The organism is Streptomyces griseocarneus (genome assembly GCF_014655595.1).
Taxonomy (GTDB): Bacteria; Actinomycetota; Actinomycetes; order Streptomycetales; family Streptomycetaceae; genus Streptomyces; species Streptomyces griseocarneus.
The window spans coordinates 135,026-150,320 of record NZ_BNBL01000011.1; the positions used below are offsets into that span (position 1 = coordinate 135,026).

Below are 15,295 nucleotides of genomic sequence, written 5' to 3' on the forward strand. Positions count from 1 at the left end.
GTAACCCCCTCGGCCCCCGCCGCGTCTGCACCACGTTGCGGGGGCTGAGGCACGCGCCACTACTCCGCAGCCACCGGACGCCCGTGGGCTGCCGCAGACACGGGCAGGACCGCATCCGGGCGTAGCGCCCGGGAGGCGACGAGCAGCGCTCCGAGCGCCACGCCCGCCACGACGACCCCGCCCACCACAAACGCACCGCGGGGCGAGGCGTCGACCAGGAACGGCAGCAGTAGCATTCCGGCCGTGCCACCAGCGCGAATCACGGTTTGATCCACCGACATCAGTCGCAGCCGCTCGGCAGGCGCGAACGCTCCGAGGTGCGCACGCAAGGTGACGCTGGTTGCTGGGGTGACCAGACCCGTCACCGTGGCGAGCAGCACCAGTGCAGGCAGGCTCAGGGCCAGCCCCATGCACGCTGTAGCCACACCTTGCACCGCCCACGCCGCGCAGTAGACGCCCAGCCAGCCGCCTGAGCGCCGGTTGCTGGCGAGCGGGTTACCCAACAGCGCCCCGATGCCCACAGCGGCTGTCACAAGCCCGTAGACGGCCGCCCCGGTGCCGTATCGGGTGGCGAGCAGCGCCGGCATACCGACCGCCGTCACGGCTGAACAGAACAGCGCGACACCGTGCAGGCCGATCGCGAGTCCGACGCGGGGGTGCGCACGCACTGTCGGCCATGCTCGAGCCGCCGGCCGTGCCCGGCCGGACCGCTCTACCTCTTCGGAGCCGGCCGCCGTGGCATACCGCCGTGCCAGCCAGCCGAGCGCCACCGCGGACACCGCGAAGGTAATCCCGTTCAGCGCGAAGAGCTGCACCTCGGAGACCACGAGCAGCAGCAGACCGATACTCGCCGGACCCGCGATCCGGGCAATGCGCCCCGTAAGGTCGAACAGCCCCGTGACCTGTTGCACCCGCGAGGGCTCAACGAGATCCGGCACCAGGGCGCCGAGGTTCGGATCGAACAGCGCCCCGAGGGTGCCGAGCAGCAACACCCCGACGAGTAGAAGCGCCACGCCCCACACGTCCGGTGACCACAGGAAGGGCAACGCGACCGCGACCAGTGCCCGGGCCGCGTCGACCCACGCCAGCCGCCCGAACGTCGAGAACCGTGCGACCGCATGACGTCCGACGGTGCCAAGCACGATGTACGGCAGCGACTCGACGACCGCGACCAGCCCCATGAGCGAGGCCGAACCGGTGGCGGCATACACGACCCACATCACAGCAAGCGCGTAAAGCCGATCCCCGAGCACGGAGAGACTCTGCGCAAGCCACAGCACCAGTACAGACCGCTGCCGAAGCAGCCGCAGGTAACTCACGTGCCCTCCGAGCCGGGGCGTAGGGACCGGAAGCGCCCGCCCCGGTGGAACCGGCGCCCACCCTAGGCCCATTGGCTGCTCCGAGCACGCCTTCTCAGTGACCTCACACAAATGTGGCACCATCCCGTCCGGTGCTCGAGAATGCCGGCCATTTCGCGCCTGAAGCGACCCCGCAGGACCTTGCTGCGGCTGTCGAGCGGGCCCTCACCCGTCTGAACTGAAGGGACACCCACCAGTGGACCGGTGTCCTGATGCTGAGCAGCAAGCGCCTCAGCCCGTAGGGCGTGCACGAGGAAGACCTCGGCACCGGGGGCTGCGCCACCGCTACCGGTACACCGGCCTGCGACGACTCGTCGAAGGCCCGGACAGCTACTACGTCGTACCACTGGGGTGGGTGGCGGGCCGAGACCCGCTCTACGTGATTCCCAAGAACGACGAGACGTGGATCGGCCTCATGATGTGACGACCGAGGGCAGTACGGGTAGCGAAAGTACGGGCCCGTCGTCGATGGGGAGGATCCGTGCCGGAGCATGCCCCGCCCGCCGCGTGGAGCCCTGGCGAACAGCGCATGTGGGAGACGTATCGCCGTGGTCTGTGGTGCGATGGCGTGCCGGAGGTCCGGGGCGAAGCGGTCCGCGCTTTGTTGGTGTCCGCGCCGCCGCCGCTCCCGGGCTGCCTGGCTCGGTTACGCCTGCGAGGTGTGCACGTCCGAGGAGAGTGCGATCTCGCCGAGCTGGTTGTGGGCAGCGCGGTACGCCTCGCCCGGTGCGAATTTGACGAGGTGCCAAGCCTGGACGGTGCACGGTTCGATGCGTTGGAACTGACGGAATGCGAGCTGCCGGGACTGACCCTGGTCGGCGCTCACACCGACCGGGAGTGTGAAATAGTCGCCTGTACGGTCACCGGCACGCTGGATATGCGCTCGCTGAGCGTCGGGGGGCGGCTGGCCCTCAACGGCACGGCCGTCCGGGTCTCCGTCGGAAAGGCCGCGATCGACGCGCAGTCCTTGGCCGTCGATGAAGACTTCTGGGCGTTCGGCCTGGACTGCGCCGGCTCTTTCTATCTGAACCATGCTCGCGTTCAGGACGCCCTGGTGTTGCACAGGGCACGCATCGGCAGCTTAGGCACCGGAGCCTTGCAGGCACCTGAGCTCAAGGTCGGTGGCGGCCTTTACCTCGATGACCGGTTCCGCGCCATCGGCATGGTCAATCTCTACGGTGCCTCCATCGGCGGTTCCGTGGTTCTGTCCCACGCGACCCTGACCGGGCACCTGACCGGTCTCACCCGCGTCGATGCCGTCTGGAACCTCTACGGGGAGGACGAGAACGGCACGCTCTGGGCGATGAGGCAGGACCACGAGCGGCCACGGGAGGAGAACGGGACCATGAGGTGGGCGCCGCCCGTGCCCATCGACCGGAACATCGGCGGCACGTCGATCAGCCACGCCCCGGGGCACTCCACGGCGCTGTTCTCCTACACCCGGGACGGGACGCACCTGCGGCTGGACGTCCAGGACGAGCTCACCGGCATGTGGCAGGAGATGCCCCTGCGCATCCACGTACCGGACCCCAAGGCCGGCGAGGCCGACGAGCGCACCTCGGCCCCGGAGGGCGGCGGCACACGGTTGCACGAGACGACCCGCCACAGGCTGGAGGCGGCCCTCACCGATGCCCAGGGCGCTCCGGTGCCCCGGTACCGGGTGCTGGTCAGGGTGGCCGACGGCTGCGCGCCGTGCCGGGTGGTCTGCCAGGGACGCACTGTCGTGATCGGCAGGGATCCGTCCGAACTGTTCACCGACGCCTACGGGCGGCTGACGATCTCACTGCTCGCCGACGGAATCGCCACGCCCCGACTGGAGTTGACGGCTCAGGGACTGCCGGGGCCCGTGGTCCTGGAACCGGGCCGTACGGTGCACGAGTACCTGGCCGGCAAGCGCAAGACCCTCAACCCGTCCAACCCCGGCGGCGGACTGCCGGAGTTCACCGAGGACGGCGGTGCGCTGAAGCGGCTCGTGCCCGGCGTGGACCCGGGCGACGCGGGCAGTGCCGCCAAGGCCATCCGCAAGGGTGCGGCGATCGGCCTCGGCGAGACGACGAGCGACGCCGGGTTCGTGTTCGCCGTGGACCACGGGGGTGCGGCGGGTCGGAGTGACGGGGTCACGTTCCGGGACTTGCGGTCGGAGGAAGAGCTGCTGCTCGAGCTGGATCTGATGAACGGGAACCCCGGCGTGGCCCTCGCCCCGGGGGCAACCGATGAGCTGGCCGAGCCGTACATGTGGGGCTGGGCCAAGGATCTGTGGAACAAGATGAAAAAGGTCGGCGGGGACATCTGGCAGGGCCTCAAACGGGGCGCCATGGTCGTCGAGAAGGCCGTCGTGGAGGGCGGAAAGAAGCTGGTGCCCCTGGCGGTGAGGATCGGCAAGGTCGTGATCGAAGGCGTCAAACTCGCCTTCCACGCGCTGCAGCAGGTCGCCCACTTCATCACCCGGGTCCTCAAGGCCATCGGAGCCGCCATCGAGAAGGTCATCGAGTGGCTCAAGGCGCTCTTCGCCTTCCGCGACATCTGGAACACCAAGAAGGCGTTCGAACAGGCCATGCGCTCCGCCGGGACCGTGCTGCGGAGCGCGGCCGGGGAGGCTGCCCAGGATGCCCGCCAGTGGGTCGGCCAGGAGAAACGGGACTTGCACCCCCACATCGAACGGTTCGTGCGGCAGCACGGGAGCAGTTCCCTGGCGCCGAAGGTGCCCGACTCCCACTCCGGGGTGCCCGGAGCGACGTCCGGGCATGACGTGCACCGGAACTGGCTGATGGACAAGGTGCAGGCACAGCCGCTGACGCTGCCGAGCACCGCGGGCAGTACGGTGGGTGACGAGGTGCCCGACTCGCTGGCCGCATGGGTGGACAAGGCCGTCGGTTCGCTGGGCGGCGCGGGTGTGGGGTACGCGCGGGCCATCGGTGACCTGCTGAAGAGCCCCGAGGCCTCCCTCAAGGAGTTCGCCACCTCCAGTGAGGCGATCATCGACATGGGCCTCGACCTCGTCGGCGCTCTCGTGGCCGAGGTGGAGCGCTTCGTGGCGAACGGCCTCCTGGCGTTCCAGAGCATGCTCGACACCGAACTGTCCCTCGGCCCCCTCAACAAACTCTGGGAGTGGCTCGCCGATCTCGCGGACCACCCGGGGGACAAACTGACCTTCGGCGGGCTCCTCGCCCTGCTGGCCGCGCTGCCGGCCACCATCGGCTACAAGTTGCTCTACGGCTCCGACAACCAGCCGTTCCCCGGTGGCTCCCTGCCCGATCCCGCCGCCATGAACGGGGACGGGCGGAACACGGAGGCCTACGACGCCATCAAGACCTGCATCATGGCCGGTGGTCTGCTGCAGGCGATGAGCGTGATGACGGCCACCATGGCGGACGTGCTGGGTGAGGAGACACCGGATCTGCTCACCGGGGTGAGCATTGCCCTGGCGGTGATCATTTTCGGCCTCGCCCACGCCGGCCTGGTCTGGAAGGGGCTCAAGTGGATGGGCCTGGGCGGGAGCATCTTCGCCGGCACCGCCTTGGCGGCCGTAGTCGGCATCGGGGTCTGGCAGTTCCTCAAGAGCGAGAAGGCGAAGGCGTTCGCCAGGACGGCGGGTCCCATCATCCTGACCGTGCTCGTACTCGGAGGGCTCGGCTACATCATCTACCAGGCCATCGAGAAGGACCTGACCGGCTGGGCACTGGCAGGATCCCTTCTCATCGTCATCACGGGGCTCACCGCCTGCCTCAACATCCCGAAGTTCCGTGACAGTCAGGGTTGGTGGTCGATTCCCACGAAGGTCGCCATCGACACCATCGGCAACGCCGTGGGCGGCGCCCTCGCCGTGGTCGCGGCCGACAGCCGTTCCGCCTTCATGCCCGGCGCCGGCATGGCGACCGGGGTGGTGTGAACGTCCCGGCGTGAGGGATCGGGCTGTGCCGGCCGGACGTCGGCACAGCCCGCCGGCAGGATGTGCCCGACCCTCGCCGGCCGCATGGCAGCCCCTCGGCTCCGGGCGGACGAGCAGCAGGCCAGGCAGTCCGCGGATCACTTGGGCGGCAGCCCGGCTGCGGCATCCCAGGCAGCCCGCAGCCAGTCGTCCAGGACTTCGTCGTCGAGGACCTCGCCCGCCACGTACACCCAGCCGCCCGCGGTCCGGCCGCGGAATTCGTAGGGCCGTGCGCCGGGCTGAGCCAGGGCGTCGTCCATGTAGCCGGGGTCGACGCGCACGAACAGGTCGTCGCCGGACGCCCCGGCTACCGTGTTCCCCCGGTCCAGGAAACAGACCGCACCGAACATCTTCTTCTCCGCGGCATCCAGGTCCGCGTGTTCCAGCCGCTGACGGACCCGGTCCGCCAGCACCTCGTCGTAGGCCATGACTCCGGACACGCCCTCGGTGGTCACGGCCCCAGGCAGCCTTCGCCCAGCTGGGCGTGGCCGGGGCACAGGGTTCAGCGGATGACTTTGATGCCGAAGTGGCCGCCCATGGCGAAGCCGATGGCGCTGTGCATGTGGGCGTACATCTCCATGCCGCGGGCGGCGTACAGGTCGCCGAGGTCGATGATGTCGCTCCAGCCGTAGTCCTTGAGAAGCTGGGTGACGGTCTGTTTGGCGTCGGCGTCGTTGCCGGCGATGAACATGGAGTGGTCGCCGTCGCCGATGCTCCTGGGGTTGACGACGGTGTCCTGTTCCTGGGTGACGAAGGCCTTGACGACCCGCGCGTCGGGGAAGGCGCGCTGGATCTGTTCGGCGAGGCTGTCGGTGTCGACCGGGTCCAGGCGCGGCATGACGCCCCAGGGGGTGGGCCAGGGGTGTTCGGTTTCGGGGTTGTAGAGGAAGGGGACGGCGTAGTCGATGAGGACCTTGCCGGCGAGGTTCTCGGCGCCTGCGCTGGTGAGGGCTTTGACGGAGTTGGCGCCGTCGGTGCCGTTGATGATGATCTCGCCGGCGGCCGCGGCGTCGGCGAAGGTGGCCAGGGGGATGCCGGGGTGGTCGGCGAGCCACTGCTTGTAGGGCGGGTGGCCCATCATGTCGGGTTCGGTGCGGGCCAGTGTGGCCTCGGGGTCGCGGGTGCCGACGGTGACCTGATGGCCGAGCTCGTGGAGCTTGGCCGTGTGGGCGCGGCCTCCGCCGCCGGTTCCCAGGACTGCGATCTTCTTGGGCTCCATGGGAGCCACCTCCTGTTCGGGGTCAATTCGGGGTCAATGGGTAAAGCCCGGCGTGATCACGCCGGCGGGTTCCTCGTTGTCAGCGTTGTCGGCGTCGCCGGCGTCGTCAGCCGCCGAACTGCCAGAGGAACCACGGGTTCTCCCAGGTCCGCGCCTCGTCGTGGGCCGCCTGCGGCACGGTGATGTCGACCAGATTGCAGGCGTTCGCCTTCGCCATGCTCTTCCTTCTCCCTCGATGTCCGATATAGATCATTTGCTCATGTTTTCGCGATATCTCCACTCTATCTCATCAGTACGGACGACCGTACCAATCCACCGGGAAGAGTGGCCCTGGTCACGTCGACCCCGCAAACAAGAAGGCCCGCCGCCGACGCGCCGGGGAACGGTGCGTTCCTGCGCGTCGGCGGCGGGCCGATCTGTCACTCGCCGCGGGGCCGGGCTATTCGGGTGCCACCCCCAGCGTCTGCCTCACCACCGCGAGGACCTGCCCGCGGCCGGGAGGCTCGGGGGCGGTCATCACCTGCAGGCACAGCCCGTTCATCAGTGGCGGAATGCACGCCGCGAGTACGGGCCCCACCACCGGGGTCATCGCCTCGACGCTGTCGCGGGTCATGCGCACGGCCGTCTCCCGCAGGGCCGGGCGGCGCAGCGCGGCGAGATACAGCTCGAACTCCACGACCCTCCCGGTCCGGCCCTCGCCCAGGCAGGCCATGACCGAATCCGCCAGCGCCTCGGCCAGCTGCTCGCGGGTGTCCTGCGCGTGCTCGGCGGCCCACTGGTGCACAAAGCCGGCGAAGCGGTCCGCGGCCCGCTCGAGCGCGGCCTGGATCAGGGCTTCGCGGTCGGCGAAGTGGTAGGTCGTGGAACTGAGCGAGACATCGGCCCGCTCGGCGATCGCCCGGTGGCTGAGACCCTCCAGGCCGCGCTCGGCGATCAGCTCCTCCGCTACCTCGGCAATGCGCTCCCGGCGATTCGGGTCATGCCGGCGCGTACGGCGCGGCCGCCGCTCGGCCTCATTCGCCACGATCACTGACCCCTTCCCATGATTCATCGGTACGGACGTACGTACCCGCAGGGTATCGGGAGGAGAAAGTGCGGTAGGCAGCCGAGGGGATGAGGGGATCCGGCGGCTCGGCGGTCAGCAGGCGCGTCGCGCTGCCGGCCCTGCGGCCAGTGCGGATGCGGCGTGGTGCGGTGCGGTGCGGTGGCGAGTAGGCCCAGGTCTACCCCTGCGGCCCCACATCGCGCCGGCCCACGTTGTTGTCGAACCGGACCAGGAGGTCGGTGTCGAGCTCGCCCGTGTAGACATCGGGGACGGAGTGGTCGGAGGGGGCCGACGCGATCGCCAGCAGGCGTTCGTGGTCCACGCTGTGGGGTGTCCATGCGAAGGGACCGACGCGCACCGAGCCGCCGGCCGGAATCGCCTGGTCGATCACCAGCGTGCCGATCGGCTGGAAGCGTGCCGGCCAGGTCGCCCCGGCGCCCGGGTCGCCCTGATACGTGCGGACCTGGGCGACGCCGCTTCCCAAAGCGGCGGTGCCCCGGTTGTGCACGCGCACGTACAGGAAGTTGGGAACGCCGTTGACGGGTGTCTGGTGGCCGAGTTCGGGGTCGTCGCCGGCCTGGATGTCGCTGTTGCGTACCCAGAGGTCGGGAGAGGCTCCGTTCGGGGCACCGCTCGGTTGGGATCCGGTGTCGGCCTGGCTGTCCCGGATGTACAGGTCCACGGCCGAACGTGCTTCGTCGGCGACGTCCAGCGTTTCGGCGAGCAAGGTCGCCAGTACCGTCTTGGTGACGGCGGCAAGATAGTCGTAGTCGAGCGTTGCCGGCTTGTCGGACGTCTGGTGGTAGTGCGGGTTGCCCTCTCCCTCGAAGGCACCGACCGTGACGTCGCTGTGCGCTTCGAAGGGCATGTAGTCGCTGGCGTAGATGGGGCCGAGCTTGACCGGCAGGGCCGTGTAGGACGCGGCGGCCTGCGCCATCACCGCACCGAGGGCCTTCGAAGCGGCGTCATTGCCCGGGACGGCGTTGCCCTCGTCGCGCTCCACCGTCACGGAACCGTCCTCCGGCGGCCTTCCGACCATGTCCAGGTTGATGACCCGGTAGACGTCGGTGCCCGCGGCGTGGAGCTGCGCGGCGTACGCCGTGGACCCCCACAGTCCCTGTTCCTCTCCGGAAAAGGCCACGAAGCGGACTGTGGCGGAAAGAGCGACCGGCGCGAGCAGGCGCGCGATTTCCAGGATTGCTGCCACACCACTGGCGTTGTCGTCGGCTCCTGGAGCCCGTGCGGTCGCGTTGCCCAGATCTTCCATTCGGCAGTCGTAATGGGCGCACACGATGATGACCGGATTGCCGTCGCTTCCCGTCCCCGGCTTGGTGCAGACGACGTTGTCCCCGCTGTGACCGGCATGGGACCAGGGGCGTCTGGCCACGTCCGTGTATCCCGCCGCCGTGAACTGATCCGATATCAGGGCGGCGGCCTCTCCGAGGTGCGGCGAGAACGTGTGCCGCGTGTGGAAGGCCGCGAGTGCCTCCACTGTGGTGCGGAGAGCCTCCGCCGAGACCAATTCGACAAGTGTCGCGATGAACTTGTCCGGCAGCGTGCCGGTCCACTTGCGTCTGGCCGGCGTGACCCGTACGGCCGGGCTCGGCGGTCGGCGCTTGTCGGGGACGGGGAACGGCTGCCCCTCGTACGTGGTGTCGTACGTGCTGTCAGGGGGCGACATCGCGCAGTCCCAGGTTGTTGTCGAACCGGACGATCCGATCGGCGGGCACCGGTCCGTTGAGCGTGGCGGTGAGGGCCGGGTCCGGGTCGCCGTGCACGACCGCCGCCAGGAATTCGTGATCCGTGAGGTGGGGCGTCCACGTCAGGGGGCCGACGCGCACCGAACCGTTGGCCGGAATCACCTGGTCGATGACCAGGGTGCCGATCGACTGGAAATGGGTCGGCCAGATCATCCCGGAGCCTCGGTCACACCGGAAGACCTCGAGCTGGAATGCTCCGCCCTGGGCTGCCTGGGTTCCCCGGTTGTGGACGCGCACATACACGTGGTTCGGCTGGTCATTGATGGGCGGCTGGTGCCCGAGGTCGGGATTGTCGCCCGTACTGATGTCGTTGTTGCGGACCCAGATGTCGGGAGAGGCCAGTTGCGGGCTGGGGCTCGGCAGGGCCCCGGTGTCGGCCGGGTTGTCCGCGACGTAGACGTCCACGGGGCGCCGCTTCCACAGTCCCTGACCGATGAAGGCCTCGTCCATCACCTTGCTGAACAGGCCACCGGTGAGCGTCGTGTCCGCCGTGACGCAGCCCTGGGCCATGCTGCGGGCGTGCGCCGCGCTCGTGGAATCGTCGTCCGGCACGATGAGCAGCATCTCCATCATCGTTTTGATCATGGCATCGGCCGCCTCGATCCGTTCGTCCGGATCGGACGAGTCGCCTCCCATACCCAGGTAGCACCGCCACAGTGCTGTGCCGAGCATCGAGTTGCGGAGGTTGAAGCTGAAGGTGCTGAATCCCGCGCCGTCGAACCGCTCGGCGCGGTCGAGCCGACGCTCCGTACTCCACTGGTTGGTGGCGTTGTTGTCGAAGGGGAACGTCTCGGCGCGCCGGTGCCCGGCGGGATTGAACCTGTCGCGGTAGATGGCGGGCAGGGCGTCGCAGACGCTGTGCTCGTACGACCCCGACCCGCCGTGGTCCGAACCGAGCCATTGGAATACACCGTGGGTGTACTCATGGACGATGACACCGAAATCGGCGGCATCCGGTGCACCGCCCTCCCCGAAGCGGATCCGCGGAGGAGTCGTGCCGATCCACTCACTGTTGTCGCCGCCGTCGAACCCCTGGGCGTCGACCTCGACCTTCTGCATGTTGGCGTTCAGCGTCGTGTTTCCCAGGCCACGGAGGTAGCGCGCGGCGGAGTCGAGCCAGTAGTAGGCGTTCGCGCTCAGAAAGGCGCGATTGATCGGAAATGTTTGATAGGCGAAGCTGGGCGCTGTCTCCTGTGGCTGCGCGAAGGCGGGGGTGTCCCAGTCCTTGCACTGGAACCACTGCCCGTCGAGCCGGAATTTCCCGCCGTCGGCAGGAGCGATCTCGGCCTGGACGTCATGGCGGAAAGCGTCGAGCGTTGCCGCGCTGGACGCTCCGTGCAGCGAACTGTCGTCCGACTCGGTCACCGGGTCCGGTGAGAAGACCTTGAGCGTCGCCGTCACGTACTTGCCCGCGAGTGCGATCCACAGCAGTTCGCCGGATACGGCGTCCACGACGACGCGGAAGTGCTCGAAGGGCCCGGTGGTTTCCACGAGGAAGTCCCGAACGAGATGCAGTGCGTCGTCGGGCTTCGTGCCCTTCTGCAGCAGCGCGGTCGAGGCGCTGGGATAGTCGGTGTGCGGCACGGTGGGCCTGGACGTGTCCCGAATGTAGGCGAGTTCGTCCCTGATCACCTCCGCGGCCTCGAATTCCCCTTCGAAAGGCGCGAGGGCAACCCCTTTGAGGGCGTCGGGGGCCTGGGCGGCGCCCGGATCGGGCGCATCCGTCATATCGAGCTCTCCCCCGTGATCGACCTGGATGACGGCGGCCTGCTTGACGTCGGCCACGGCCTGCACGGTGGCGCCCGAGACGGGGACGTTGTTGTGGAACTGCTGGTAGCGAATCCTCAGCGTTGCCGCGCCTTCACTCGCTTCCGTCTCACGCAGATCGATGGCGCCGGCCTTCAGGTCGCCCGTGCGCGCCTTCATGAACTGCTCAATGGCTTTCCGGGCAGTCGGCGCCCGCGTCAGCGTCGCTCCCGGATCGACGTATTTCCGCAGCACACCCTCGTCATCGGTGTGCTCTCCCACGTCAGGAACCATCCTCAGAGGCTTCTCGGCTTCGGGGCCGGGCCGGTTCCGCTGCTGGTCGCCGTAATCCTGGGCCATGATGATGCCCTCCTCAACAGGTGTGGAGGGGAAGATTTCGCCTGGTGGGAACGGCCGGCCGGGGGCGCGTCAGCCCTGGCCGGGAGCGCGATAAAACCGCCCCCTGGCGCCGACCGCGATGAATGACTCTCCCCCGAAAAACCGCCCATCGAGGCGCAATACACTCAGCAATAGCGTAACTCTGCACGGCCCGGCTCGCGCCTCGGCCACCGGAGGCGGCGCCCGCCCTTGGACGGCGGCGAATTGCCTCACGCGTGGGTCATCGGGTGATGGGGGTGGCGCCGGTTCCCGCGAGGGACAGGTCCCAGAGCCGTGCGGCCGCGCCGGGGTCGATGGCGTACGCGCGGACGCCGCCGTCGTCCATGGGAGCACCGGGGTCGGCGATGCGCGCGATGTCGCAGTCTTCGAGGTAGAGGCCGCCGCGGCCGTCGAGGAGCGGGGATGTGGCTGCCCATAGGCCCGTGGCGGCGCCTTGGGAGGCGGTCTTGAAGCCGGCGCCGATCACGTTGCCGTGCTCGTCCACCCATCCGCGGTCGATCTGCTCCCGGAGCGTCATCTCCCGCTGGAGACCAGTGATGATCCTGCCCGGGTGGAGGGCGAACGCCCGGACGCCGTCGTCGCGTCCGAGGGCGTCGAGATGTACGGCGAACAGGACGTTGGCGGTTTTGGCCTGGCCGTAGGCCAGCCACTTGTCGTAGCCGGTGCGGAAGTGCGGGTCGTGCCAGCGGATGTCGGTCAGGGCGTGTCCGGCGGAGCTGTTGACGACGACGCGCGCACCGTCGGCGGCGGCAAGGAGGGGGTAGAGCTCGCAGGCGAGCGTGAAGTGTCCGAGGTGGTTTGCGGCGAGCTGGCCCTCCCAGCCCGGTCCGACACGCTGCTCCGGGGTGGCCATGACGCCGGCGATGGCCATCAGGAGGTCGAGCCGGTCGAGGGAGTCGTTGATCCGTGCCGCGGCGGCGCGCACGCCGGCGAGGTCTGCCAGGTCCATGGGGATGACCTCGCACTCCTTCACGTCCGCGAGCGCGGCGCGGGCGATGTCGGGCCGGCGTGCCGGCACGATGACCCGGGCTCCGGCGGCTGCCAGGGTCCGGGTCGTTTCCAGACCGAGTCCGGAGTAGCCCCCGGTCACGACGGCGGTCACACCGGACAAGTCGAGGCCGGCCATGACGTCTTCGGCGGTGGTGGCGGCGGAGAAGGGCGAGCCGAGCGGCTGCTGATCAGTGGTGGTCATGCCGACGACGCTACGATCTAGAGCGAGGTCTAGATCAAGTCGTAGGCTGGGGTCCATGACGACTACCGGGACCGGTGAGGAGCCCCTGAGCATCGGCGAGGTGGCCGAGCGGACCGGACTCAGCGTGCACACCCTGCGCTTCTACGAGCGCGAGGGCCTGCTGGTCGGACCGGTCCGGCGCACCTCTGGCGGCCGGCGGCGCTACACCGCCGTCGATGTCGACTGGCTGCTGATCTGCGTCAAGCTCCGCGAGTCCGGTATGCCGCTCTCCGACCTCAAGCGGTTCGCCGAACTGGTGCGACAAGGACCGGGCAACGAGGCGGAACGCCTGCGGCTCCTCGACGCCCACCGGCAGCGTGTCGACACGCAAATCCAGGCGCTGGAGGAATGCCGTTCCGTCATCGCGTGGAAGGTCGGTGTCTACGCCGAACACCTCGCCCGCGGCGAGGCCGGCGGCCTCTGGGACCCGAGGGCCTGAAGCGAGGCCTGAAGCGAGGACGGACAGGGCGGCGGGTGGAGACGGAGCGGCCGCACACTCCACCCGCCGGAGGCGATCCGGCCAACCGTCAGACCGTTCGCCCCACGGGGGTGACCACGACCAGGGGAATCTCCCGGGTCGTCGCGGTGCGGTATGCCTCGTACGACGGCATCGCGGCCACCACCGTCGGCCACAGGCGGGCCGACTCGGCTGCCGTGGCCGGCCGGGCCGTCGCGGTGAAGGTGTCCGCGCCGACCTGGAGGGTGACCTCCGGGTCGGCCATGAGGTTCAGGTACCAGGCCGGGTGGCGGTCCGCGCCCGCGTTGGACGCCGTCAGGACGTACGCGTCCCCGTCCCGGACGTACGCCAGTGCCGTGCGGCGCAGCAGCCCGGACTTGCGGCCCCGGGTGGTCAGCAGCAGGTCGGCCACCCCGGGGCGGGGGCGGCCGCCGGTCTTCTCGAAGCGGCGGATGTGGTCGGCGACCCAGGGATTGGGGTTGTCGTGGATCGTGTCGGTCATGCGGCGGACACTCCGGCGTGAGTCAGGTGCAGGGTCGGGACCTCGACTTCGTCCAGCAGTGCGCGGGCGAAGTCCGCGGTCGTGATCCGGCTGTCGGCGGTGGCGGGGGCGTGCGCGTACCCGCCCGTGGGCTCGCCCTCATGGTCGAAGTCCCCCGCCGGGCTCAATACCGCCCAGTCCAGCGCCTCAGGCGCGGCCGCTCGCAGCGCGTCGGTGCCGGCGCCGTGGCCGGCATAGAACTCCCGCCACTCCTGCGGGTACCCGGGGGTGTCCATCAGCAAGGTCCCGGACTCGGTGGGCAGTACGGACGCCAGCCCGACCGACACCAGCCGCTTCACCCCGGCCGCCGGGAGCCCTTCCGCGAGGGCACGGGCGACGGCGGGGAAGAACTCACCGGGGCGCGCACCGGGGTCGTACACAGCGACAATCGCCGCGTCGTGCCCGGCCGCGAGCCGCGCCACGGCCGCCGGGTCCGTCACCTCACCGTCGGCCCGCCCTGCCGCCGTGACCTCGTGGCCCCGCCGCCGGGCCTCCGCCACAGCCGCCTGGCCGACCCGGCCACTCGCCCCGAACACGATGATCCTGTTGCGCTTCGTTTCCATGGTCGGGAGCGTATGCCGAAGGCTGGTTTCCAATCGGATACCGCCCTACGGTGTAGATCATGAAGAAGTCGCAGGTCGTAAGAGCTCCGCTGGACCCCGAGATGTTCGACCCCGTCTGCCCCTCACCACTGGTGCCGTTCCGCGTGGGCGACAAGTGGGCCACGCTGATCCTGCGCTGCCTGCAGGACGGCCCCCGCCGGTTCTCGGAGCTCAAGGTCCCCCTGCGCGGCATCACGGCCAAGTCGCTGACCCAGTCACTGCGCGGGCTGGAGCGGGACGGGTTCGTCGTACGGGAGGAGCACGAGGAGCGTCGCGTCGAATACGCCCTGACCCCACTCGGCCGGGCCCTGCTGGTCCCGCTGGACACGGCCTGCGAATGGACACGGGCGCATTGGGACGAGCTGATCGACGCGCAGGAGGCGGGCCTCGCGAGGGCCGCTGCCCATTGAGCACCCCACGGCACCTGTCCCGTCCGGGTGGGCGCGCCCAGTAGGGCCTGTCTCTTCGATCAGGTGACGGCAGGGCGCCTACGATGCCTTCAAGGCGCTGGCCGACCCCACCCGTCGGCGCATCCTTGGATGAGTTGGTGGAGCGCATCGTGACCCGACGGCTCAGGCCCGAAGCACCGGAGAACACTGGAGAGCACTGGAGAGCACCGCATGAGGATCCACCTGACCAGCGTCTTCGTCGATGACCAGGCCAAGGCCCTGCGCTTCTACACCGACGTGCTGGGCTTCGTGAAGAAGCACGACGTCCCACTGGGCAAGGCCCGGTGGCTGACCGTGGTCTCGCCGGAGGATCCCGACGGGACCGAGCTGCTGCTCGAGCCCTCCGGCCACCCCGCGGTGCAGCCGTACAAGACGGCGCTGGTCGAGGACGGCATCCCGGCCGCTTCTTTCGCCGTGGACGACGTACAAGCGGAGTTCGACCGGCTGAGCAGGCTCGGGGTGCACTTCACCCAGGAACCGCTGGAGATGGGCCCGGTCACCACTGCGGTTCTGGACGACACCTGCGGCAACCTGATCCAGATCGTGCTCAGCCGGTAAGT

13 protein-coding genes are annotated in these 15,295 nt (G+C 69.3%); 4 read left to right on the forward strand and 9 right to left on the reverse strand.

Annotated elements, in window-relative coordinates; translation table 11 throughout:
• Positions 1–59: 59 nt before the first annotated feature.
• The gene (locus tag IE295_RS25740) at positions 60–1,319 is read right to left on the reverse strand and encodes an MFS transporter (RefSeq protein WP_190066148.1); all 1,260 of its coding nucleotides are present in this window, start codon (positions 1,317–1,319) and stop codon (positions 60–62) included.
• 814 nt (positions 1,320–2,133) lie between these two features.
• On the opposite strand from IE295_RS25740, the gene IE295_RS25745 reads away from it, so the two are divergent.
• The gene (locus tag IE295_RS25745; protein WP_190066149.1) at positions 2,134–5,247 is read left to right on the forward strand and encodes a hypothetical protein; all 3,114 of its coding nucleotides are present in this window, start codon (positions 2,134–2,136) and stop codon (positions 5,245–5,247) included.
• A 137-nt stretch (positions 5,248–5,384) separates the two neighbouring features.
• Here IE295_RS25745 and IE295_RS25750 read toward each other — a convergent pair whose 3' ends face one another.
• The 6 genes from IE295_RS25750 to IE295_RS25775 form a co-directional block, all read right to left on the reverse strand.
• Positions 5,385–5,741: a TfoX/Sxy family protein gene (locus IE295_RS25750; protein ID WP_224323310.1), complete on the reverse strand. Its 357-nt coding sequence runs from the start codon at positions 5,739–5,741 to the stop codon at positions 5,385–5,387.
• Positions 5,742–5,788: 47 nt separating this feature from the next.
• Positions 5,789–6,505 carry an NADPH-dependent F420 reductase gene (locus tag IE295_RS25755; RefSeq protein ID WP_190066150.1) on the reverse strand — a complete coding sequence of 239 codons (717 nt, stop codon included), beginning with the start codon at positions 6,503–6,505 and terminating at the stop codon, positions 5,789–5,791.
• Between the two features lie 439 nt (positions 6,506–6,944).
• A complete protein-coding gene (locus IE295_RS25760; RefSeq protein ID WP_190066151.1) occupies positions 6,945–7,529 on the reverse strand; it encodes a TetR/AcrR family transcriptional regulator in 585 nt (194 codons plus the stop codon).
• A gap of 199 nt (positions 7,530–7,728) precedes the next feature.
• Positions 7,729–9,072 carry a M28 family metallopeptidase gene (locus tag IE295_RS25765; RefSeq protein WP_190066152.1) on the reverse strand — a complete coding sequence of 448 codons (1,344 nt, stop codon included), beginning with the start codon at positions 9,070–9,072 and terminating at the stop codon, positions 7,729–7,731.
• A gap of 145 nt (positions 9,073–9,217) precedes the next feature.
• Positions 9,218–11,416 (reverse strand): gluzincin family metallopeptidase, encoded by a 2,199-nt coding sequence (locus IE295_RS25770; protein ID WP_190066153.1) that lies wholly within the window; start codon positions 11,414–11,416, stop codon positions 9,218–9,220.
• 259 nt (positions 11,417–11,675) lie between these two features.
• Positions 11,676–12,647, reverse strand: coding sequence for an SDR family NAD(P)-dependent oxidoreductase (locus IE295_RS25775; RefSeq protein ID WP_190066154.1), 972 nt, complete (start codon positions 12,645–12,647; stop codon positions 11,676–11,678).
• A 55-nt stretch (positions 12,648–12,702) separates the two neighbouring features.
• Between IE295_RS25775 and IE295_RS25780 the strand changes: the two genes are divergently transcribed.
• A complete protein-coding gene (locus IE295_RS25780) occupies positions 12,703–13,125 on the forward strand; it encodes a MerR family transcriptional regulator (protein WP_190066155.1) in 423 nt (140 codons plus the stop codon).
• Positions 13,126–13,213: 88 nt separating this feature from the next.
• Here IE295_RS25780 and IE295_RS25785 read toward each other — a convergent pair whose 3' ends face one another.
• Entirely contained in the window at positions 13,214–13,645 is a 432-nt protein-coding gene (locus tag IE295_RS25785) for a nitroreductase family deazaflavin-dependent oxidoreductase (RefSeq protein WP_190066156.1), read from the reverse strand.
• A complete protein-coding gene (locus tag IE295_RS25790; protein ID WP_190066157.1) occupies positions 13,642–14,247 on the reverse strand; it encodes an NAD(P)-dependent oxidoreductase in 606 nt (201 codons plus the stop codon). The genes IE295_RS25785 and IE295_RS25790 overlap by 4 nt, the downstream gene beginning before the upstream one ends.
• 59 nt (positions 14,248–14,306) lie before the next feature.
• On the opposite strand from IE295_RS25790, the gene IE295_RS25795 reads away from it, so the two are divergent.
• Together IE295_RS25795 and IE295_RS25800 are read left to right on the forward strand one after the other, a co-directional pair.
• On the forward strand, positions 14,307–14,696 hold the full coding sequence (locus IE295_RS25795) for a winged helix-turn-helix transcriptional regulator (protein ID WP_190066158.1): 390 nt from the start codon (positions 14,307–14,309) through the stop codon (positions 14,694–14,696).
• A gap of 210 nt (positions 14,697–14,906) precedes the next feature.
• Positions 14,907–15,293 (forward strand): VOC family protein, encoded by a 387-nt coding sequence (locus IE295_RS25800; protein ID WP_190066159.1) that lies wholly within the window; start codon positions 14,907–14,909, stop codon positions 15,291–15,293.
• Positions 15,294–15,295 lie beyond the last annotated feature (2 nt).